The sequence below is a fragment of the Pseudomonas sp. NY15356 genome (assembly GCF_048068175.1).
GTDB classification, from domain to species: domain Bacteria; phylum Pseudomonadota; class Gammaproteobacteria; order Pseudomonadales; family Pseudomonadaceae; genus Aquipseudomonas; species Aquipseudomonas putida_K.
This window is the reverse complement of record NZ_JBLUPW010000002.1, coordinates 57,784-77,775: the sequence shown is the minus strand read 5'-3', so window position 1 is coordinate 77,775 and position 19,992 is coordinate 57,784. Positions and strand designations below refer to the sequence as shown.

Annotated in this window: 19 protein-coding genes and 1 pseudogene; 11 read left to right on the top strand and 9 right to left on the bottom strand. The window is 63.8% G+C overall.

From position 1 onward, the window contains the following. Window positions 1-7: 7 nt before the first annotated feature. The 4 genes and pseudogenes from ACNFCI_RS03030 to ACNFCI_RS03015 all read right to left on the bottom strand — a co-directional run. A pseudogene (locus ACNFCI_RS03030) lies at window positions 8-175 on the bottom strand (DUF3363 domain-containing protein); the annotation flags it as partial. A gap of 195 nt (window positions 176-370) precedes the next feature. Further along, window positions 371-931 (bottom strand): dihydrofolate reductase family protein, encoded by a 561-nt coding sequence (locus ACNFCI_RS03025; RefSeq protein WP_416767385.1) that lies wholly within the window; start codon window positions 929-931, stop codon window positions 371-373. A gap of 52 nt (window positions 932-983) precedes the next feature. Next, window positions 984-1,490 carry a GNAT family N-acetyltransferase gene (locus ACNFCI_RS03020; protein WP_416767384.1) on the bottom strand — a complete coding sequence of 169 codons (507 nt, stop codon included), beginning with the start codon at window positions 1,488-1,490 and terminating at the stop codon, window positions 984-986. Between the two features lie 20 nt (window positions 1,491-1,510). Further along, a complete protein-coding gene (locus ACNFCI_RS03015; protein WP_416767383.1) occupies window positions 1,511-1,987 on the bottom strand; it encodes an Lrp/AsnC family transcriptional regulator in 477 nt (158 codons plus the stop codon). Window positions 1,988-2,094: 107 nt separating this feature from the next. On the opposite strand from ACNFCI_RS03015, the gene ACNFCI_RS03010 reads away from it, so the two are divergent. Next, window positions 2,095-2,463 (top strand): hypothetical protein, encoded by a 369-nt coding sequence (locus ACNFCI_RS03010; protein ID WP_416767382.1) that lies wholly within the window; start codon window positions 2,095-2,097, stop codon window positions 2,461-2,463. A 20-nt stretch (window positions 2,464-2,483) separates the two neighbouring features. On the opposite strand, the gene ACNFCI_RS03005 is transcribed toward ACNFCI_RS03010, so the two are convergent. Next, the gene (locus ACNFCI_RS03005) at window positions 2,484-3,185 is read right to left on the bottom strand and encodes an EthD domain-containing protein (RefSeq protein WP_416767381.1); all 702 of its coding nucleotides are present in this window, start codon (window positions 3,183-3,185) and stop codon (window positions 2,484-2,486) included. Between the two features lie 286 nt (window positions 3,186-3,471). On the opposite strand from ACNFCI_RS03005, the gene ACNFCI_RS03000 reads away from it, so the two are divergent. Then, window positions 3,472-4,851 carry a purine-cytosine permease family protein gene (locus ACNFCI_RS03000; RefSeq protein WP_084858863.1) on the top strand — a complete coding sequence of 460 codons (1,380 nt, stop codon included), beginning with the start codon at window positions 3,472-3,474 and terminating at the stop codon, window positions 4,849-4,851. A gap of 218 nt (window positions 4,852-5,069) precedes the next feature. Here the strand turns inward: ACNFCI_RS03000 and ACNFCI_RS02995 are convergent, their stop codons facing one another. Beyond that, window positions 5,070-5,900 carry an alpha/beta fold hydrolase gene (locus ACNFCI_RS02995; protein ID WP_084858862.1) on the bottom strand — a complete coding sequence of 277 codons (831 nt, stop codon included), beginning with the start codon at window positions 5,898-5,900 and terminating at the stop codon, window positions 5,070-5,072. Window positions 5,901-6,017: 117 nt separating this feature from the next. On the opposite strand from ACNFCI_RS02995, the gene ACNFCI_RS02990 reads away from it, so the two are divergent. The 5 genes from ACNFCI_RS02990 (at window position 6,018) to ACNFCI_RS02970 (ending at window position 12,649) form a co-directional block, all read left to right on the top strand. Beyond that, window positions 6,018-6,494: a MerR family transcriptional regulator gene (locus ACNFCI_RS02990; RefSeq protein WP_368829297.1), complete on the top strand. Its 477-nt coding sequence runs from the start codon at window positions 6,018-6,020 to the stop codon at window positions 6,492-6,494. 57 nt (window positions 6,495-6,551) lie between these two features. Then, window positions 6,552-7,778 (top strand): NADH:flavin oxidoreductase/NADH oxidase family protein, encoded by a 1,227-nt coding sequence (locus tag ACNFCI_RS02985; protein WP_368829296.1) that lies wholly within the window; start codon window positions 6,552-6,554, stop codon window positions 7,776-7,778. Window positions 7,779-7,912: 134 nt separating this feature from the next. Beyond that, window positions 7,913-8,632: a TorF family putative porin gene (locus tag ACNFCI_RS02980; protein WP_324812575.1), complete on the top strand. Its 720-nt coding sequence runs from the start codon at window positions 7,913-7,915 to the stop codon at window positions 8,630-8,632. Between the two features lie 348 nt (window positions 8,633-8,980). Then, window positions 8,981-10,330 carry a hypothetical protein gene (locus tag ACNFCI_RS02975; protein ID WP_416767379.1) on the top strand — a complete coding sequence of 450 codons (1,350 nt, stop codon included), beginning with the start codon at window positions 8,981-8,983 and terminating at the stop codon, window positions 10,328-10,330. A 114-nt stretch (window positions 10,331-10,444) separates the two neighbouring features. After that, window positions 10,445-12,649 (top strand): OsmC domain/YcaO domain-containing protein, encoded by a 2,205-nt coding sequence (locus ACNFCI_RS02970; RefSeq protein ID WP_368829295.1) that lies wholly within the window; start codon window positions 10,445-10,447, stop codon window positions 12,647-12,649. A 132-nt stretch (window positions 12,650-12,781) separates the two neighbouring features. Here the strand turns inward: ACNFCI_RS02970 and ACNFCI_RS02965 are convergent, their stop codons facing one another. Then, window positions 12,782-13,903, bottom strand: coding sequence for a sensor histidine kinase (locus ACNFCI_RS02965; RefSeq protein WP_084858856.1), 1,122 nt, complete (start codon window positions 13,901-13,903; stop codon window positions 12,782-12,784). Window positions 13,904-14,059: 156 nt separating this feature from the next. Further along, complete coding sequence (locus ACNFCI_RS02960; protein ID WP_084858855.1) at window positions 14,060-15,073, bottom strand: helix-turn-helix transcriptional regulator; 1,014 nt, start codon at window positions 15,071-15,073, stop codon at window positions 14,060-14,062. A 208-nt stretch (window positions 15,074-15,281) separates the two neighbouring features. On the opposite strand from ACNFCI_RS02960, the gene ACNFCI_RS02955 reads away from it, so the two are divergent. The 3 genes from ACNFCI_RS02955 to ACNFCI_RS02945 all read left to right on the top strand — a co-directional run bounded on the left by ACNFCI_RS02955 (window position 15,282) and on the right by ACNFCI_RS02945 (window position 17,356). After that, window positions 15,282-15,614, top strand: coding sequence for a hypothetical protein (locus tag ACNFCI_RS02955; protein ID WP_084858854.1), 333 nt, complete (start codon window positions 15,282-15,284; stop codon window positions 15,612-15,614). A gap of 2 nt (window positions 15,615-15,616) precedes the next feature. Continuing rightward, a complete protein-coding gene (locus tag ACNFCI_RS02950) occupies window positions 15,617-16,261 on the top strand; it encodes a Dabb family protein (RefSeq protein ID WP_368829294.1) in 645 nt (214 codons plus the stop codon). Window positions 16,262-16,375: 114 nt separating this feature from the next. Further along, a complete protein-coding gene (locus ACNFCI_RS02945; protein WP_324812585.1) occupies window positions 16,376-17,356 on the top strand; it encodes an NADP-dependent oxidoreductase in 981 nt (326 codons plus the stop codon). 81 nt (window positions 17,357-17,437) lie between these two features. On the opposite strand, the gene ACNFCI_RS02940 is transcribed toward ACNFCI_RS02945, so the two are convergent. Continuing rightward, window positions 17,438-18,817: a DUF1329 domain-containing protein gene (locus tag ACNFCI_RS02940; protein ID WP_368829293.1), complete on the bottom strand. Its 1,380-nt coding sequence runs from the start codon at window positions 18,815-18,817 to the stop codon at window positions 17,438-17,440. Window positions 18,818-19,062: 245 nt separating this feature from the next. Between ACNFCI_RS02940 and ACNFCI_RS02935 the strand changes: the two genes are divergently transcribed. Beyond that, a complete protein-coding gene (locus ACNFCI_RS02935; RefSeq protein ID WP_368829292.1) occupies window positions 19,063-19,926 on the top strand; it encodes a diguanylate cyclase domain-containing protein in 864 nt (287 codons plus the stop codon). Window positions 19,927-19,992 lie beyond the last annotated feature (66 nt).

Genomic DNA, 19,992 nt, shown 5'->3' with positions numbered 1-19,992 from the left:
TTCTTTGCTAAAGCCCCAATCCACGCTGCCGTCCCAACTGCCACGACACCGATCCACCTTGAACGACGCCACTGACCTCGCGGCCGAGCTGGCGGTCGATGATCGGCCGCCACGGGACAAGCGTGAACTCGTGGCTCTGCTCGATCATCGCAAACGGGCCGCCCGATAGCTTCACATCGATTCCGCAGCACCCTGGGATAGGTCATCCAGCATTCGGCCGCGGTGGATGGCACCGGCTTTGCCGGTGTTCGCGGGTGAACTCGCTCCCACAAAGATCACCTCTTACACGACTGGCAGCGACGGGTCGACAGCTGACGGACGTGAAATGACAGCTTTCAACCGAAGCTGGCTTTAGGGAACGCGAAACAAGTCAGTGGCGATCCTTCAGTACCCGGTAGGTCAACTCCGCGAACCCAGTACCAACCATCGTTGCCGAAAGCAGGGTAAGGCCGGGGCTCAGGAGCCGTCGCGGAAACAGCGGTTTCCCGGCGCCAAGCGTTACGGAGCCGATTTGCACGATGATCTCGTCCAACAATCCGGCGTCATGGAACTGCGCGGCAAGGTCGCCGCCGCCCATGATCCATACATTCCTGCCATTGGCAGCCGCGATCATTTGAGCGTGAGCCGCACGCACGTCGCCGTTGGCAAACGTCACATTGGCACCTTCCATCGTGGGCAACCTGCGGCTGGTAAAGACCCAGGTCGGTTGGGTGTATGGCCACGCCGTGCCTGTTTGTTCGGAGACGGTACCTGCATTGCGCAGGATCCATTCGTAGGTCGACGACCCCATCGCGATCGCGCCTACAGCCTCGATGAAGGATGGGTAGCTGGTCTGGTTGATGTCGCCAAGCGGAAACAGCCATTCCAGTGAATCATCTTCAGTGGCAAGAAAGCCATCGAGGCTGGCTGAGGTGTAGTACTGCGTCTTCAACGTAGCATCCTCCTTGAGAGCAGATCTGGAAACCGACCTGAAACCACCTGGCCTACTCGGTTGCACCAAAGGCCTCGTGATACGCCACGACCCCTTCAGGCACCTCGCCCGAAAAAGCCAGCGCCTGGAAGTACTCAGGCGCAACGCCGGGCAAGGTCAGCCCGGCGCTGGCCTGGAAGCCGAAACGCCCATAGTAGCCAGGGTCGCCCAAGACCACGCAGCCCGCGCCGCCCAGGTGCTGGAGCTGGGTGAGTGCAGCTTTCGTCAACGCCGCGCCGATACCTTGGCCTTGGCGGTCCGGCCGTACGGACACCGGGCCGATGCCATACCACCCGGTTGCGCCGGACGAAACCGTGACGGGGGAGGCGGCGATATGACCGACGATGGCGTCGTTCTCGACCGCGACCAGGGAAACGGTCAGCTGGCCTGCCCGGCGCAGGGCATCGACAATGAACTGTTCGGTATGGCTGGTGTGGGACGCCTGCTCGAACGCCGCTTGGGTCAGCCGGGCGATGGCATCGATGTCCTGGATGCGCTCGCTACGGATCGTCATGGTCATGCTGATGTTCTCCCTGGTATTCATATCGGAACGGACAACCCCACTTTCACCTTGTCGAGCATGATGAGTGTCCGGTAGGTCAGGATATCTTCGTTGCCTGCGAAGTGCTTCCTGACCAGCTTTTCGAAGTGCGCCACGTCGCGGGCGACCATGACGATGATGAACGACACGCCGCCGTTGACGAAATAGCACTGCTGCACCTCGTCCACCCCTGCGAAGTAACGTTTGGCGCGGTCCATCACGATCGAGCGGTCTTCGCGCAGGCGTGACTCGACGATGGCGGTCAGGTGCTGGCCCACCGCCTCCGGGGCGAGCACGGCAGTGTTGGCGAGGATGACCCCGCTGGCCTCCATCTGGGCGACGCGGCGTTGAACGGCCGGGGTGGACAGGCCGATGGCCTCTGCGATGACTCGTTGCGAGGTCTTGTTGTCCTGCTGGAGCATCTTGAGTATTGCGTGGTCGAAAGCGATCAGCGGACGCTTGGTGAGGTCGCTCATGTGTCCTGCCCAAAAAAAGCAATTGGCTCGTCAAGCGGCTATTTTCACAGCAATTCGATCAAAGGCCGAGCACTAAAATGGCCCATCGAAACGTGCTGGAGATTTGCGTGGACTCACCTGACGCCCGCGCTTTCGCGCCCATCGGCGCCGCCCTGGCGGCGCTCGTGTCCGTACAGACAGGCGCTGCCGTGGCCAAGACCCTGTTCCCCATGATAGGCCCCGATGGTGTGGCGGCACTTCGGCTGGGGTTGTCGGCCGTCATCCTGCTGGCGGTGCTGCGGCCATGGCGCATCTGGCGGCGGGCGAGCATGCCGCGGCTTGTGGCCTATGGGCTGATGATGGGCCTGATGAACATCCTGATCTACCGGGCCTTCCTCCATGGCCGCCAGGCCGTTGCCTCCGGCATGCTGTTCGGGGCGTTGCTGGGGGTGCCGCTTGGCTTGAGCCAGGCCGGCAGCCAGTTGTTCGAGCCGTGAGGCAATGCCTTGGCCTCCTTTTACAGTGGGTACTGGCTGGTAGGCAGCACGCCCAACTGGTCGAAGTCGATGAACCGTTGGCAGCTGTCCATCATCACCGCGAGATTGTGCTGGAACTTCGCCGCATCGCCCGGTGCATCGAAGAACGCCTGCGGGTCGCCCATGGCGGCGGGTGGGAAGCACTCCTCGACGATGGCCGCCAGCGGCACGGCGCCGGGGGTGAGCACCTGCACCACCAGGTTCTGCACATACTCGAAGTTGTCCTGGGTATCGATGGCTACCCGGGTGTGGTGGTTCTGCCACACCTCGAGCCAGGCCTCGTGGGTCAGGTGTGCCGGCCGCTGAAGGAAGGCCAGTTGCGAGAACCCATGGGTGCGCTGGCCGGCGTGGGCAGGGAAGCGGGTGTTGCGGATAGGCACCGATTCGCAGACCAGGTACCCGGCGATGCGTGCACAATGGGCTTGCAGGAGGTCGTCGAACGGGCGACGGAATTCGGCGATGGCGGTGTCGAGCCAGAAGCTCAGCACGGCCTGGGGCAGGGGGCCAGCCTGTTCCTGGCGCAGGCCCTGGGCGGGGCTGACGTCGGCATCGGCGAGGTTCAGTTGCAGGTGTCGGGCGCCGAGGGTCTGCAGACGGTCGGCGAGGGGGCCGGCCAGGGCGGTGGCGAACGACTCGAAGGTGTCTTGCTCAGGTTGCCAAAGCAGGTAGATGACTTTCTGCACGACGTTCTCCTTACACACGGCGTGGTCGGGAATGACCTTGAGCGGGCCATGGTCGGCCTTCGATGTGGCGTGGGAATCCTCTGAACGGACTAGACGGTGAAACTGCTTTCCAGAGCCATGGCAGGGAGCAGCACGATCCGCTCCAAGAGGCTTTGCGCATGGCGGTGTGAAGTCGACGAACTGCACCTGTAAGTCGTTGATAGCTATGAGGTGTTCGTCGTCAGGCTGAATGTCGTTCGGTTGCCCGGCTGATAATCCGCCGAATAACAACAATTAGGAAACGCCCGTGAAGCTGGAAACGCGAAGTATCGAGTTCGTCCCCCACGCCGAACGCTATGGTTCACCCAAGCGGCTGTTCACGATCTGGTTCAGCTCCAATTTCCAGGTGACGGCGCTGATGGTCGGCACCTTGGGCATCGCCTCTGGCTTGAGCTTTGCCTGGACGTTGCTCGGCCTGCTGGTCGGCAACCTGGTGGGCACCATCTTCATGGCCGCGCACTCCGCCCAGGGGCCTCACCTGGGTGTGCCGCAGATGATCCAGAGCCGGGCGCAGTTCGGCGTTCATGGCGCTGCGATTCCATTATTGGTGATGGTCACGGCAGCGGTGCTGTTCCTGGCCGCCAGCGGCGTGCTCATGCGCGACGCCCTGAAGGCGCTGCTGCCGATCAGCGACGACCAGGCGATCATCCTGGTCGGTGTGCTGACCTTCGTCATCGGCTTCATCGGCTACGAGCTGATCCACCGCCTGGGCGCGTGGATGAGCCTGCTGTCCACCTTGGTGTTCGGCGGTGCCCTGGTGCTGATCCTGCTGCACCCCGGCGAGGCCGCGGTAAATACCTCGCTCAGCAGCGGATTCTCCTGGACTGCCTTCAACCTGGTGGTGGCGCAGGCGGCCTCCTGGACGCTCGGGTATGGCCCCTACGTAGCTGACTACTCGCGCTACCTGCCGGCCAACGTGAACACCCGCACCACGTTCTGGACAACCTATTGCGGCTGCGCGCTGGGCTCGTTCGCCATGATGGCCCTGGGCGCCTTGCTGGCCGTCGCCATCCCGTCCGCGCTCGGCCACGACCCTGCCACCGCCATCGCCACCTTGTTCGGGCCCTGGGCACCGCTGGCGCTGGGCGTGATTGCGCTGGGCGTCATTCAGTACAACGTGCTCTGCCTGTACAGCGCCTACATGTCGACGGTGACGATCTTCGGTGCCTTCGGTGAGCTGCGCCGTGTCACGTCGTCGGCAAAGGCGCTGATCATGGCCTTGCTGACCGTCGCGGCGACGTTGATCGCCATCGCCACCCAGTACCGGTTCGACACCTTCTTCGCCGACATCCTGATCGGCCAGCTCTACCTGCTGATTCCGTGGAGTGCGATCAACCTGGCCGACTACTACTGGGTCTGCCGCGGCCAGTATGAAGTCGGTGAGCTGTACAACGCCAAGGGGCGCTACGGGCGCTTCAATCGCCGCACGCTGGCGGTGTACGCCGTGTCGATCATCGGCACCATCCCGTTCATGAAGCTGTCGTTCTACACCGGCTTCGTCGCCAACTGGCTGGGGGCGGACATCAGCTGGGCGGTGGGCCTGGTCCTGGCGGGGGCGCTGTATTGCATGGTCAACAGCCAGCCTGCGGCCAAGGCTGCAGCGCTGCGGGCGTCCGTTCCGGACTGAGGGCCAACCTGGCGCCGCTGCCCCTCTGTGGGAGTGGCGGAGCCTGCGATGGGTCGCAAAGCGGCCCCTTGAGTCTAAGGCTCTACCGTTTGAGGGCTTGGGGCTGCTTTGCAGCCCATCGCAGCCCATCGCAGGCTGTCGCCAGCTCCCACCGAGATTGCGCCGCTCTCAAGGCCTGCGAAATCACTGTGGGCTTGGCCCGCGATGGCTGCGAACGCTTAGCTACGGATGAACGCCAGCAGGTCGGCGTTTATCACCTCGGCATGGGTTGTCGGCATGCCGTGAGGGAACCCTGCGTAGGTTTTCAATGTGCCATTGCGCAGCAGCTTGGCCGATAGCGGCCCCGAGTTCTCATAAGGCACGATCTGGTCGTCGTCACCGTGCATCACCAGCACCTGGGCGGTCACGCTTTTCAGGGCTTCGGTGAAGTCGGTCTGGGAGAAGGCGACAATGCCATCGTAATGCGCCTTGGCGCTGCCCATCATGCCCTGGCGCCACCAGTTCAGGATCACGCCCTGGGACGGTTTCGCGCCCGGACGGTTGTAGCCGTAGAACGGGCCTGACGGAATGTCATGGTAGAACTGCGCCCGGTTGGCCTGAACCTGAGCCTGGAAGTCATCGAACACCGACTTGGGCAGCCCGCCGGGGTTGCTGGCAGTCTTCACCATCAAGGGTGGGACGGCTGCGATGATGACCGCCTTGGCCACCGGGTCCTCGGCATGCCGGGCCAGGTAGTGAATGACTTCTCCGCCTCCCGTGGAGTGCCCCACATGCACCGCGCCCTGCACGCCTAGGTGCTGGACCACGGCCGCCACGTCATCGGCGTAATGGTCCATGTCGTGCCCGTCCCAGACCTGGCTGGAGCGCCCGTGGCCGCGCCGGTCATGGGCGACGACCCGGTAGCCGTGGGCGAGGAAGAACAGCATCTGGGCGTCCCAGTCATCGGCACTCAGTGGCCAGCCGTGATGGAAATGGATTACCTGGGCATCGCGCGGACCCCAGTCCTTGTAGAAGATCTCTACACCGTCTTGCGTTGTGACGTATCCCATTTCGCGTCTCCTGTGATGAGGTGTGCAGGCTGCCGCCACGCCGGTCAAGAGGCTTGGCCGCCGAGTGACTGTAGGATTAAAGTGCACTTCAAGGTCAACCCACTTTCAAGGTGCCTCATGAGAATAGGAGAGCTTGCCAAAATTACCGGTCTTGCACCTTCTCGCATCCGCTTCTACGAAGCCAGTGGCCTGATTCAGTCGGTCGCACGCAAGGCCAATGGTTACCGTGATTACGCGGCAGACGCCGTCTGGGTGCTGGAAATGATCACCTGCGCCCAGGCGGCGGGGTTCTCGTTGGAGGAAATTCGCCATCTGCTGCCTGACGATAGCAACGGTTGGCCGCACGACGAACTGCTCGCCGGTCTCAAGCGCAAGGTCGAGGAGATCGAGGTACTGCAACAGCGCCTGGCCCGTAACAAAGAACAGCTGTTGCTGGTGATCGACGGCATAGAAAGCAAGCCTGACGGCATGGCCTGCGCAGACAACTCGCAACGGGTGCTGGGCCGGTTGCGTCAGGACATCGCGGCGGGCAAGACAGCCGACACCAGCGCCGACTCACAGGGGCTTGGGCTGGGTTCGAAAAGCACCTGTTGACCTTGAAGTTGACTTTAAGGATAAGGTCCGCAGCACCATTCCTTCGAGGTGCTTGCCATGAACCTGTTCGCCCCCCTGACGCTCCCCAACGGCTCCACCCTCGCCAACCGCATCGCCAAGGCGGCCATGGAAGAAAACATGGCCGATGCAGCCCATGCTCCATCCCCCCAGTTGATCCGCCTGTACCAGGCTTGGGCTGAGGGCGGGGCGGGTTTGCTGATTTCCGGCAATGTGATGGTGGACAACCACGCCATGACCGGCCCGGGTGGCGTGGTTCTGGAAGATGACCAGCACATCGAAGCATTCCGACAATGGGCCCAAGCCGGGCAGTCCCGGGGCGCTCAGTTCTGGTTGCAGATCAACCACCCGGGCCGGCAGATGCAGGCCAACCTCGGGCAACCGACCTGGGCGCCTTCGGCCGTACCGTTGACGTTGGGCTCGATGTCCAGGCTTTTCAATACGCCCCAGGCCATGACCCCGCAGGTCATCGAAGCTGTCATCGGTCGTTTCGCCAACACGGCGCGGCTGGCGGAACTGGCCGGGTTCAATGGCGTACAGATCCATGCCGCCCACGGCTACCTGCTCAGCCAGTTTCTCTCGCCCATGACCAACCGGCGCAACGACCAGTGGGGCGGGACCCTGGAAAACCGTGCCCGGCTGCTGCTGGATATCGTCGAGGCCGTGCGTGCCGTGGTATCCCCCGGCTTTGCCGTAGCGGTCAAGCTCAACTCGGCCGACTTCCAGCGTGGCGGATTCACCGGCGACGACGCCCGGCAGGTGGTGCGCATGCTCAATGGGCTCGCGGTGGACCTGGTGGAGTTGTCCGGCGGCAGCTACGAAGCGCCTGCCATGCAGGGGCAAGCCCGGGACGGTCGTACGCTGGCCCGCGAGGCGTATTTCCTGGAGTTCGCCCGCGACATTCGTGCGGTGGCGACCCTGCCGGTGATGGTGACCGGTGGCATTCGGCGGCGGCCGGTGGCCGAGCAGGTGATCGCCAGCGGGGTGGACATGGTGGGCATCGGCACGGCACTGGCGATCGACCCCGCATTGCCCCGTGACTGGCTGGCAGGCAAGCCCAGCGCGCCCGAGCTTGTGCCGATCACCTGGAAGAACAAGGCACTGGCTTCCCTCGCCAACATGGCGGTCGTCAAGTTCCAGCTGAGCCGGCTGAGCCGGGGCAAGGCAAGCCATCCCCGGGTTTGGCCCTGGTGGGCGTTGCTGGTGCAGCAGTGGGGCAACGCCCTGCGCACCCGCCAATACCGGCGGCGGATGGCTGGCCATTGAACAAGGCAGATAGGTAAGGCATCTGTAACTGGGAATGGCACACACCGTGGCATGACCAAATGGCCACGGTTCCCCCAGGCAACCAACCCCGTTATCCTCTTGCACTTCAAAGCAGGCACTCCAGGACGGTGACCATGACCAGGCACTGGCTGGTGCCGAGCATGGCGCTGCTTTTCTGCCCCATGCTGTTGGCCCAGCAGATCCAGCGCGAACTGGGCGACTTCGACTTCAAGCTGGGAACGACCGCTTCACGCACCATGGCCCAGGGGCTGATTTCCCCCAGTGCCATTGGCGCCTTCCACGGTGGCCTGGACCTCAGCCACCCCAGCGGCTGGTATTTCGGCCAGTACGCCCCCAGCGTGGGCCTGACCCCCAACTCGACCTTGCGCCTGGACAGCTACCTGGGCTACAAGCGGCGCTTCGACGACAGCCTGGGCCTGGAGGCCGGGTTGATCCACTACAGCCAGCCGAACCTCGCCGACAGCGACAGCTATGCGCTGTACGGCGGCATTTCGGTATTCGGCAGCCGTTTCGGCGGCGCCCTGCGCGACAACCCCGGCAACCATACCGGCACGTTGTTCGCCGATTTCGGCCGGTTGCCGCTGTTCGATGTCGACGTCTCCGTCAAGCTTGCCCATCACCGCCTCGGCACGCCTTTCACCATTGGCGACGGCAGCCATGTCGACACGTTCAACGATTGGTCCTTGGAACTCTCGCGCCCCTGGCTGGGCATTGACCTCAACCTGATCTACAGCAGCTCCGACCTGCGCGGCGGCGGCTGCGACGCCTATGCGGGCATCAACAGCTATTGCGAAGGTAGGGTGACACTCAAGGCGCAGCGCAGCTTCTTCTGAGGTAGCCGCGGTCGGTTGCGGTCCTGCTCACAGTTTGATGTGAAAAGGATGGCACTTTTCCCAGGATGGCCTACACCTGTTAGCAAGGAAGACGGTCAATGATCGACAGGAGTCGACATGCGCCATTTCTCGTCTCTTCATGTCCTTTCCCTTCTGGTCGCCCCCGTTCTCGTCACGGGGGGCGGCCACGTTCGTCCCGGCGGCACCGCCAAGGAGGCCTACGACCCAGCCCAGCCGTGAAGCCGGCCTTGGCCTACGCCAGGGCCCACCAACAACAATGATGGAAGCCCCGCATTGGTGGGCAAGGGCCCGAGCGATGCCCGGCTTGTGCGATCAAGGAGATCCGTGATGAACCCATTCCAAGGAAAGCCTGCAGCCTTGGCCATGACGGCCGCCCTGTTCAGCCTCGCGGCCCAGGCCGGTACCTACCCGGACTATGGCTATGCACCGCCCGAGAGCTACAAGGGCCCCACCTTCACCCTCAGCCAGAGCTACCCCAGCACGCCACCCCAGGGCACCTTGCCAGCATTCTTCAAGCTGCTGCCGGGCAAACCGGACAACAACTTCGAGACCTGGCGCGCCTACATGGACGCGGCGAAGGCCTATTGCCTGGAAGGCAACGTCGAGGCCGACTGGTACGTGCAGAACAACAAGGTGCGCAACTGGTACCACATGCCCTGGCAGCACTACGGGCCGCTGGGGCGCGAAGGAATTCACGGCCTGACCAAGGAAGCGCAGATCCAGGCCAGGCAACTGGCAGCGGGGCAGACCGCGACCGGGCAGACCTACGCGGTGGGTATCTACAACGACATCGGCGCCTACACCCTCGGCCAGGTCTGGAAGGACCCGCAGAACCCCGACCCGAGCTTCACCTCCAAGCCCAACAGCTTCGCCAACGGCACCGTGGTGTGCAAGGCGCTGTTCGCTGATATCGACCGCAGCACGGTGCCGTTCCTCGCCAACCCGGTGCTGTGGCAGGGCTATATCACCGAGACGTTCCAGTCCGCCAACCGCCAGGTGAAGGAGGTGGCGCTCATCCAGATGGACATCGCCGTGCGCGATACCCGCATGAGCGACACCGGCTGGCTGTTCGGTACATTCCAGTACAACGGCGCCAAGACCGGCAAGGCCGGTTGGGACAACCTGGTGCCGGTGGGCATCATGTGGGGCAACGACCCGCAGGTCACCAGCAATGACCACACCAACCCGGAGCCGACCGTCACCAAGATCAACCCCGCGCTGCAGCAGACCGCGATCAACGCCGACACCCAGGAGTTGCCGCCGACCCACCTGGGCTGGAACGGCCGGCTCAACGGGCCGGTGGACAACCCCAACAGCTCCTGCCTGAGCTGCCACATGACCGCCGAGGCGCCCCAGGTGGCGATCATGAATCCACTGTTCCAGGCGAACCCGCCAGCGGTGGGGGCGGATGAGTGGATGAAATGGTTCCAGAACATCCCGGCGGGGGTACCGTTCACGGCAGGCACCCAGAGCACCGACTACAGCCTGCAGATGTCGGGCGGCCTGGTGAACTTCTACCAATGGAAATGTGACATGAGCGGCATCTACGCCGACGGCGCCAACGCCTGTGCCAAGGTCGCGAGCATGAAGCTGAAGATGGCCAAGCCCGGCCATGCCGAGCCGCAGCCGATGCAGCGGGTGATCCGCGACCCGAGCCTGGAACAGTTGCTGGAATGACCCAGGCATGCCTCCGGGCACGGGTTGCCCGGAGGCATGAAAGGTTAGCCGTTTCGCCGCAAAACCCGGATAATGGCAGCCATTTTGTTCTGCTTTTTATCACGGTATTCCCGCATGGAAATCAAGGTCAACTTTCTCGACAACCTTCGTCTTGAAGCCAAGTTCGATGACTTCACGGTCGTGGCCGACCAGCCCATCCGCTACAAGGGTGATGGTTCGGCCCCTGGCCCGTTCGACTACTTCCTGGCGTCGTCGGCCTTGTGTGCGGCGTACTTCGTGAAGGTGTACTGCAACACGCGCAACATCCCCACCGATAACATCCGCCTGTCGCAGAACAATATCGTCGACCCGGAGAACCGCTACAACCAGATCTTCAAGATCCAGGTCGAGCTGCCGGCCGACATCAGCGAGAAAGACCGTCAGGGCATCCTGCGCTCCATCGACCGTTGCACGGTCAAGAAAGTGGTGCAGACCGGGCCGCAGTTCATCATCGAGGAAGTCGAGAACCTGGACGCCGACGCCCAGGCGCTGCTGATGGTGAACCCTGGCGACGACACCCGCACCTTCATCCCGGGCAAGGACCTGCCGCTGGAGCAGACCATCGCCAACATGTCGCAGATCCTTGCCGACCTGGGGATGAAGATCGAGATCGCCTCCTGGCGCAATATCGTGCCCAATGTGTGGTCGCTGCACATCCGTGACGCGCAGTCGCCGCTGTGCTTCACCAACGGCAAGGGCGTCACCAAGGAAAGCGCCCTGGCGTCGGCCTTGGGTGAATTCATCGAGCGCCTGAACTGCAACTTCTTCTATAACGACCAGTTCTGGGGCGAGGAGATCGCCAACGCCGATTTCGTCCACTACCCGGATGAGCGCTGGTTCAAGCCGGGCCGCAAGGATGCGTTGCCGGCAGAGATCCTCGACCCGTACTGCCGGGAAATCTACGATCCGGAGGGCGAGCTGCGTGGTTCTCACCTGTACGACACCAACTCGGGCAATGTCGAGCGCGGTATCTGCTCGCTGCCGTACGTGCGCCAGTCCGATGGCGAGGTGGTGTACTTCCCGTCCAACCTGGTCGAGAACCTGTTCCTGAGCAATGGCATGAGCGCCGGCAATACTTTGGCCGAGGCGCAGGTGCAGTGCCTGTCGGAGATCTTCGAGCGGGCGGTCAAGCGTGAGATCCTCGAGGGCGAGCTGGCCCTGCCGGATGTGCCGCAGGAGGTCCTGGCCAAGTACCCCGGCATCCTGGCCGGTATCCAGGGCCTGGAAGAGCAGGGCTTCCCGGTGCTGGTCAAGGATGCCTCGCTGGGCGGCGAATTCCCGGTGATGTGCGTCACCCTGATGAACCCGCGCACCGGTGGCGTGTTCGCCTCGTTCGGCGCCCACCCAAGCTTCGAGGTGGCGCTCGAGCGCAGCCTGACCGAGCTGCTGCAGGGGCGTAGTTTCGAAGGGCTGAACGACCTGCCGCAGCCTACCTTCGAAAGCCATGCGTTGACCGAGCCGAACAACTTCGTCGAACACTTCATCGATTCCAGCGGCGTGGTGTCGTGGCGCTTCTTCAGTGCCAAGGCCGACTTCGAGTTCGTCGAGTGGGACTTCTCCGGCCAAGGCGAGGACTCCAACGCCGAAGAAGCCGCGACCCTGTTCGGCATTCTCGAGTCGATGGGCAAGGAGGTGTACATGGCGGTATACGAACACCTCGGGGCAACCGCCTGTCGCATCCTGGTACCGGGCTATTCGGAAATCTACCCGGTGGAAGACCTGATCTGGGACAACACCAACAAGGCCTTGGCGTTCCGTGCCGACATCCTCAACCTGCACCGCCTCGACGACGCGGCCCTGCAGGCGCTGGTCGAGCGGCTGGAGGACAGCGAGCTGGACGACTACACCGACATCAAGACTTTGATCGGCATTGAGTTCGATGACAATACCGCCTGGGGGCAGCTGACCATCCTCGAGCTCAAGCTGCTGATCTACCTGGCCTTGCAGGAGTTCGAAGCGGCCAAGGAGCTGGTCGAGGCGTTCTTGCAGTTCAACGACAACACCGTCGAGCGCGGGCTGTTCTACCAGGCCTTGAACGTGGTGCTGGAAGTGACGCTGGACGATGAGCTGGAGCTGGCCGATTACGAGGTCAACTTCCGCCGGATGTTCGGCGATGCGCGGATGGATGCGGTGCTGGGTTCGGTGCAGGGCAGTGTGCGCTTCCATGGGCTGACGCCGACCAGCCTGAAGCTCGAAGGGCTCGATCGGCATCTGCGTCTGGTCGAAAGCTACAAGAAGCTGCACCGCGCCCGGGCCAGTGCGGTGGCGCACGCTCGCTGACGCAATAGCCCAGGCGCCGCCCTGATCGTGCTGGCCACGGTCATGACTGCATGGCGCAAGGCTTCGGTGCACTGAGGCGCTTGCAGTCCAATCGCCGGCTTGCCGGCGATTGGGCACAGGAAAGCGTCTGGCTCAGCCTGCCGGCAGGATCACCCGGAAGCAGGTGCCGTGGGCATGGCTGGACTCCACCTCGATACGCCCACCGTGGCCCTCGACGATCTCCGAGACGATGAACAGGCCCAAGCCCAGCCCGCTGGGCTTTTTCTGTTTGTCCGTGTACTGGGTGTAACGCGCCTTGGGGCTGAACAGTGAGGGCAGGGCGCTGGCGGGAATCGGTTCGCCGAAGTTGTGCACCTCGAGGATCACCCGGTCGACGTCGCCGCCAAGCAGGACCCTGATCGGCCTGCGCGCTTCGCCATGACGGACCGCATTACCTATCAGGTTCGAGAACACCTGGGACATCCGCGCGCCGTCGAATGCGCCGATGATGGTCCGCTCATCGACCTGCACGATGTCGAGCCCGGGATTGCCAGCCTTGATTTCCTCGATGACCGCCTTGCAGACCCGGTTCAGTTCCGTGTGCGCGCGAACGATCGGGATGCCGGTACTCAGGTTGCAGTGCGCAAGGTCCAGCAGGTCCTTGACCATCTGGTTCGCCCGTTGTGCGCTAGCGGCGATCTGGGCCGCGATGTCTTTCTCGCGGCTACTCAATTGTGGGCTCTTGGTCAGCAGGGCCGAGCCCATGAGTACGGCGGTCAAGGGGGAGCGCAGGTCATGGCCGAGCACGCCAAGCACGGTTTTGCGTGTCGACTCGACTTCCTGCCCATAGGCACCGATCGATTCGACCAGGGCCTGGTCGATCGCCTCGTTGAAGCGGATCATGTCGTCGACCTGGTAGCTGTGCTGCGCCGGGTCTTGTGCCAACCACAGGCGCAAGACGCTCGATCTCAGGGCGCGATACTCCGACACCATCTGGTCGAGGGTGAAGCCGTCGATGAGGCGAAGCACCGCATGGGTCTGGGCGGCGGTCTCATGGCTCGAAGACGGCCCCAGGCCATGGGACTTGGCGATCTGCTGCTGCTCTGTCTGCGGCGTGCGCATGTCCTGGGCTACCGTGCGCAGGATGTACTCGGCATGGTTGCGCAGGCCATTGGCGCTCAAGCCCCGGTTCGGTGTCTCTACGGACCTGGCGAACGCTTCCCACGTTTGCAGGATGCTTTCCATGTTGTCCAGGATAAACGTTGAAAGTCGCATGGCAGACCTTATGCATCAATGCGTCAGGTGATCGTGTGTCTTGCTCGGTGCATGAACAGTGCGCGCTACCGCTCATGGGCACAGGCGTGCTGGAGACAGGTTGTTAATGCTAGAACGAGTTTATGTGCCGAGCCATATTGTCAAAGTGATATCACGCTAGCCGTTCGCGCCGCCCTGTCGGGCGCGATAACGGCTGGGCGCCATCCCGGTCCAGCTGAGGAAGGCCCGGCGAAATGCTGCTTCACTGGCGAACCCCAAGTGGCCGGCGATACGGCCTATCGTCCAGTCGGTGTCGCGCAGGCAGCGCTGCGCCGACTCGCACAGGCTGAGCCGGCGCAGTGCCTGGTAGCTGGAACCCTCGGCGGCCAGGCGTCGACGCAAGGTCGGTTCGGTGGTGCCCAGCGCGGCGGCGATTGCGCTTAGCGCCGGCACCTCCTGTTCATGGCTCAGGGCCGCATCGAGGAAGCCGCGCACTTGCTGGGTGATCGCCACTGCGCTGGGGGGCGCACCGATCAGGCGGAACGGAAAGTCCACCAGAAACAGCGCAAGCTCTGCTGGCGTGCGTATCACCTGGCGGGACAGCAGTGCGGCATCGAAGCTGAAACCATAGGTGCGCTTGCCGACAGTGACCGGCGCATCGAACAGGCCGAGGAAGGGGGCAGCATCCTCGCGCTGGGGGTGGGCGAGAAAGACCTGGTCGGGCCGTAGCGGCTGCCCGATGAGCCAACCAAACAACTGCAGGTAACAGAACAGCCCAGTCAGGTCCACCAGGCATGCCGCACTGCTGCGCTTGTGGCGCAACGAGTCCATGTGGAAGGTGGCCGTGGCGCCTTGTATCTCCAGGCTCAGGCAGCCTGCGCGCGGGTCGAGCATGGCGCAGAACTGCGCGGCGCAGGCAATGGCTTCGTCCAGGTGCCCGCAACTGAGCAAGCAACGGCACATCAGGTCGACCTCAGCCTTACGCATCGGCGGTTGCCCTTCGCCCTGGGCGACTTTCGCCTCCAACTGCTCGATGGCTTGGCGATACAGGGCGACGAAGCGCTGCGCCGAGGACAGCAGGGCCGATGGCGGCGGCTCCAGGGCGATTTTGTGGCGCTGCAGCTCCGCCAACAGTCGGGTATCCAGGCCCTGGGGAACGCGAACCGGTGCTGTGGAACGCAACGCCATCATCAACCTCGCCTGCTGATCGTTTTGGTGGTGGTGGGTGATCGAACCTGTGGCGGTCTGCCCCCGGCCGCTATGGCTCAATGGAGGGCAAGCCAGCGCTGAAACCGCGGCGAACCCTGCAACTTTCGCGGAGTACCCGGAACATGGGCCTTGCTCTCACTCGCTTGTCGAATCGCACCAGCCTGTCACCTGAACGGAGGATCGGCAAGTCGTGATCCAGATCCTCGATGAAATCCTGCTCGAGCCCCAGCAGCTCCCAACGGTGCTCGAGGCGTTGGACGAGCTCTACCTGCCGCACAGCGTCGCCCGTGGGCTGACCCTGCTGCAGCGCTGGGTGTCACCGCCGGTGGCTGTGGCTGGCGAGGCCAACCGCCTCTGGTTGTTATGGCAGGTGCCCGATGTGTGGGGCTACTACGGCATGCGCCTGGGCGCCGGTGCCGAAGTGCTGGCGTTCTGGAGCGTTGTCGATGGCCTGTGCCGACAGCGTGCCCGGCATGTGCTGGGAGACGCAGGCCAGCCTTTTGAGCACTGCGCAGGAGCATGACGATGTGGCATGAAACCGCGCAGCTGTACCTGGCACCGGATTTTGCAGCCAGCACCCTGGAGAGGCATCTGCGACCTCACTTGCAGGCCCTGCCGGGCCTGGTTTTCTTCAACCTGGGGCAAAACCTGCCCGGCAGCTGGGGCAGCGGTGATTTCACCCTGGACCTGTGCTTTGCCAGCAGTGCCTTCCAGGCGGACGCCGAGGCTTGTCTATCGCAACTGACCGGCGTCGCCCAGGTAGACCGGGTGGCTTATCAGCGCGTGGCCGGCGGCCAGCGAGCTCCCGGGCTGCGCGACGGCACCTGGCGCACCTTGCTGTTTCGTCTGCGTGAGGGCCGCAGCCCAGCCATCGTCGAAGCCCTGGAACGGGACCTGCTGCGCATGCCTGCCTACATGAAGGGCATCGGCAACTGGCAATTGAGCCGGGTCCGCTCACCGGGCCGCTGGACCCATGTCTGGCAGCAGGAGTTCGCCCGCCTGGAAGATCTCCAGGGGGAATACCTGACTCACCCCTTCCACTGGGGCTGGGTGGATCGCTGGTTCGACCCGGAATGCCCCGAGTGGGCCGTCGAGGCCATATCCCACGCGTTCTGCCCCTTGCCCGGCAGCCTACTGACGCGTCCCCATCTTCTGGACCACAACGCATGACAAATTTTCTGAAAACGGGCTGCGCCGTCACGCAGCGAACCATTGGTGAGCACCGCTCCCACAATGGGCCCGCAAAAACAATCAGTTATGAGTTGTTCTGAAAGAGGTGTTGCTATGCGTGCTGTAGTGATCGATCAACTGGGAAGCTCGCAGGTGTTGCGGCTCGCGACACTCGAGCAGCCGTTGCCGGGGGCTGGTGAGGTGTTGGTGCGGGTGCATTGCGCCGGGGTCAACCCGGCCGACTGGAAGTGCCGCGAAGGTTACCTGGGGGGCTTTCTGACCTATCGGTTCCCGTTCGTCCTGGGCTTCGACCTGGCTGGGACCGTAGCGGCAGTGGGTGAGGGCGTTACAGGTTTCACCCCCGGGATGCGGGTGTTCGCGCAGAGTGATGTGGGAGCCGGTAACTGGGGTAGCTATGCCGAGTATTGCTGCGTGAGGCAGGACTCTGTCGTGCCCATCCCTGAGGGCCTGGGCTTCGCCCAGGCGGCGTCGGTACCGACCCCGGCCTTGGCGGCCTGGGCCGGGCTGTTCGACGATGGTGGGTTGCAGGCCGGGCAGAAGGTGCTCGTGCATGGCGGGGCAGGGGCTGTCGGGACCTTCGCCATCCAACTCGCCAAAGCCGCCGGGGCGCACGTCGTGGCAACCTGCAGTGGGCAGAACCTGGACTATGTCGAGTCGCTGGGCTGCGACCAGGCGATCGACTACCGCACCCAGGACATCCTGGCCGTCGTGAAGCAGTGGTCGCCCGCAGGCGTGGACCTGATCCTCGACTGCGTGGGCTGCGCCAGCCTGCCGGGCGCCCTGGACATGCTGTGCCCTGGCGGGCTGTTGGTGGCGATCCTGACCCTGGCCGTAGGCGATGCCGGCCCTGACCATGGTGCGGCGGCCCAGCGCGGGCTGCGCACGGCTGTTACCTACAGCAAGATGCCCAGCGGCGCCAACCTTGCCCGCATCGCTGCCTTGCTGGCCACTGGGCAGGTACGCACGCCACGTATCCAGACCCTGGCGCTGGAGCAGGTGGCCCACGCCCACGACCTGCTGCAGCATGGCGGCGCGAAGGCCAAGTTGGTGTTGCGGGTGGTGGACGGCGACTGACTCGCCACCAGGCCTGTTGCATGAAAAAGAAAGCGGCCCCGGCCAGGCGATCTTCCATCGCCTGGCCGGGGCCGCACGGTTTCACTGACCGAGCTTGCGCAGGTTGCCGGCGGAGAAATAGCCCGCATCGAAGCGCGCATCGTTGAGCCGGGCGGTGGCGCCCATGCCGTTGACCAGGCGGTCCACCAGGTAGGACCCGGCGATCAGGTCGTGGAATACCGCGACCCGGGCGTGGAAGGCCTGGACTTCATAGGCGTAGACCGACGTCTGTACGTTGGTGCGCCAGAGCTGGCCCTTGGCGTCGTAGTTGTCGGCGAGGGCGGCGGTCCAGCTGTCCTCGTCCAGGTACAGACGGCGCTTGGCATACGTGTGCCGGCTTCCGGGGCGCAGCTCGGCCTCCAGCACCCAGACACGATGCAGCTCATAGCGCACGGCATCGGGGTTGAGGTGGCCGTGCTCGGTGAGCAGCGTGTCCAGGGGCTGGTCGGGGTCGTCGAGCGTGTAGTTGTTGTAGGGGATGTACATCTCCTGCTTGCCTACCAGCTTCCATTGGTAGCGGTCCGGGGCGCCGTTGAACAGGCGGTCCTCGTCCATCACCCGGAAGCCTCCCACGCCATAGGGTGTGTCATAGCCGACCGTGGGCGCACGGCGCACGCGCCGGGTACCTGGGATGTACTGCCAGCTCTGGCGGGGCTGGGCGACCGGGTTGCTGAATTCGTTGGTGAGGATGATCTCGCCCTTCTTGCGGGTCGGCTCCAGGGTACTGATCATCGCGTAGGCCTGTATGCCGTCGTAGGTCTCGGCTTCGCCGCTGGGGTTGTCCCAAGGCGAGAGGATCTGGTAGCGGACCTTCTCGAACACCTGGTTCTGGTTGGAGAGGGTCAGCGCCATTAGGTAGGTGGCTTCCTCTTTCCAGGCGCGGCTGGGCAGGTTGTGGTTCCAGATCAGCTCATAGCCGTTTTTCGGAATCGGGAACGGCGAGGCGCCGTAGGCGTTGGTCACGCCGTAACCATCATTGACCAGCTGCGCATTGAGGGCGTTGTAGCGGATGTTGCGCTCCACCTCCGGCGCATAGCGAAAATCCCGGTGGCTAGGGTAGACGACGATCCGATAGGTTTGCGGGTAGCGCTTGAACAAGGCCTTCTGCCCGTCGGACAGGCGGTTGGCATGCTCGGCCATGTTCTGCGCGGTGATGGTGAACAGCGGTTTTTCCCCGGCATAGGGGTCGGGGCGCTTGTGCCCGGTGCCGGCGAAGCTGACATGGGGCGGCGTACCGCGCCATTTGCCGGTCCAGGCCGGGATGCTGCCGTCGGCATTTCCTGTTTTCTCGGCCCCCATTGGGGTCAGGTCGTTACCCAGGCGGGCGGCTTCGTCGGCGCTGACCTGGGCCAGGCCCGGGGCACTTGCGCTGGCAAGGCCTATGGAGAGCAAAAGGGGCAGCAGGCGGGGTGTGCAAGTCATCTTGTTGTTCTCGTCTGTTTTGGGGGCACGAAGGCCTGCACCGGGCGCAGGCTCGCCGCCATTGAGCCATAGGGCCCCAGAGGGCACCGCCACCGCTTCGCTCAGCCATCATCACCGAAACGCTCACGGCACCCGATTGCAGGCGTTGGCGTCGGCTTGACGTCGCCTTGGCACATGCACTAGAAACACACACACCCTCGCCGTCGGGCTATGCTCAAGCCCGTATAACCGGACCCCGCCGCCCTATGCCCGTTGACCTGCAAGCGCTGTACCCACGGCTGATCCACCTGATGCTGGATACGGTCTTCGTGGTCGATCGGGACAACCAGATCGTGTTCGTCAGCGATGCCTGCCAGGCGCTGCTGGGCTACCGGCCCGAGGAGCTGGTCGGCACGCCCATCACCCAATACATGCACCCGGACGACCTGGCGGCGACTCGCGCGTCGATCATCCGCATCATGAACGGCCACCCCCACATCGATTTTCGTAACCGTTACATTCGCAAGGATGGCGCTATCGTGCACATCCTGTGGGCGGCTTCCTGGTCGGAGGAGGTGGGTGCGCGGATCGGCGTTGCGCGCAACGTGACGGCCCTGACCCACGCCGAGGAGGAGCTGCGGTTCCTGGCCCACCACGACCCGCTGACGAAGCTGACCAACCGCGCGGTGTTCAATGTGCGCCTGGACGCAGCCCTGCGCGCGGCGCGCCGCCACGGCAGCACCCTGGCGTTGCTGTTCCTCGATATCGATGACTTCAAGGGCATCAACGATGTTCACGGCCATGCCACGGGCGACCGGGTGCTGTGCGAGGTCGCCCGGCGCCTGGAGGGCTGCGTGCGCGAGACCGATACCGTGGCGCGGATGGGCGGCGACGAGTTCACCGTGTTGTTGACGGACCTTGATGCCCCAGGCGCCGTCTACGAGAAGGTCGAGCAGATCCTCGCCGCCATGGCCGAGCCGCCGGGCGGCGAGCTTGGCGGGTTGAAGATGCCGTCTTGCAGCATCGGTGTGGCCTGCTACCCGGGCGATGGCGAGGACGCCGATACCTTGCTTAGCCGTGCCGATGGCGAGATGTACCGAGTGAAGCGGTACCGTTCAGCAGCGGGATGAACCCGCGTTTTTTACGCTCTTTTTACGCCTAGGCTCATGGCGGGAAGCGATACTGTGCGCGGTTTA

Bases quoted from the DNA above. Each gene is read 5' to 3' on its own strand.
- ACNFCI_RS02950 (WP_368829294.1), top strand. From the start codon at position 15,617: ATGTGGCATGAAACCGCGCAGCTGTACCTGGCACCGGATTTTGCAGCC.
- ACNFCI_RS02980 (WP_324812575.1), top strand. From the start codon at position 7,913: ATGACCAGGCACTGGCTGGTGCCGAGCATGGCGCTGCTTTTCTGCCCC.
- ACNFCI_RS02990 (WP_368829297.1), top strand. From the start codon at position 6,018: ATGAGAATAGGAGAGCTTGCCAAAATTACCGGTCTTGCACCTTCTCGC.
- ACNFCI_RS03020 (WP_416767384.1), bottom strand. From the start codon at position 1,490: ATGACCATGACGATCCGTAGCGAGCGCATCCAGGACATCGATGCCATC.
- ACNFCI_RS02945 (WP_324812585.1), top strand. From the start codon at position 16,376: ATGCGTGCTGTAGTGATCGATCAACTGGGAAGCTCGCAGGTGTTGCGG.
- ACNFCI_RS02935 (WP_368829292.1), top strand. From the start codon at position 19,063: ATGCCCGTTGACCTGCAAGCGCTGTACCCACGGCTGATCCACCTGATG.
- ACNFCI_RS02970 (WP_368829295.1), top strand. From the start codon at position 10,445: ATGGAAATCAAGGTCAACTTTCTCGACAACCTTCGTCTTGAAGCCAAG.
- ACNFCI_RS02940 (WP_368829293.1), bottom strand. From the start codon at position 18,817: ATGACTTGCACACCCCGCCTGCTGCCCCTTTTGCTCTCCATAGGCCTT.
- ACNFCI_RS03015 (WP_416767383.1), bottom strand. From the start codon at position 1,987: ATGAGCGACCTCACCAAGCGTCCGCTGATCGCTTTCGACCACGCAATA.
- ACNFCI_RS02965 (WP_084858856.1), bottom strand. From the start codon at position 13,903: ATGCGACTTTCAACGTTTATCCTGGACAACATGGAAAGCATCCTGCAA.
- ACNFCI_RS02960 (WP_084858855.1), bottom strand. From the start codon at position 15,073: ATGATGGCGTTGCGTTCCACAGCACCGGTTCGCGTTCCCCAGGGCCTG.
- ACNFCI_RS02985 (WP_368829296.1), top strand. From the start codon at position 6,552: ATGAACCTGTTCGCCCCCCTGACGCTCCCCAACGGCTCCACCCTCGCC.
- ACNFCI_RS02995 (WP_084858862.1), bottom strand. From the start codon at position 5,900: ATGGGATACGTCACAACGCAAGACGGTGTAGAGATCTTCTACAAGGAC.
- ACNFCI_RS02975 (WP_416767379.1), top strand. From the start codon at position 8,981: ATGAACCCATTCCAAGGAAAGCCTGCAGCCTTGGCCATGACGGCCGCC.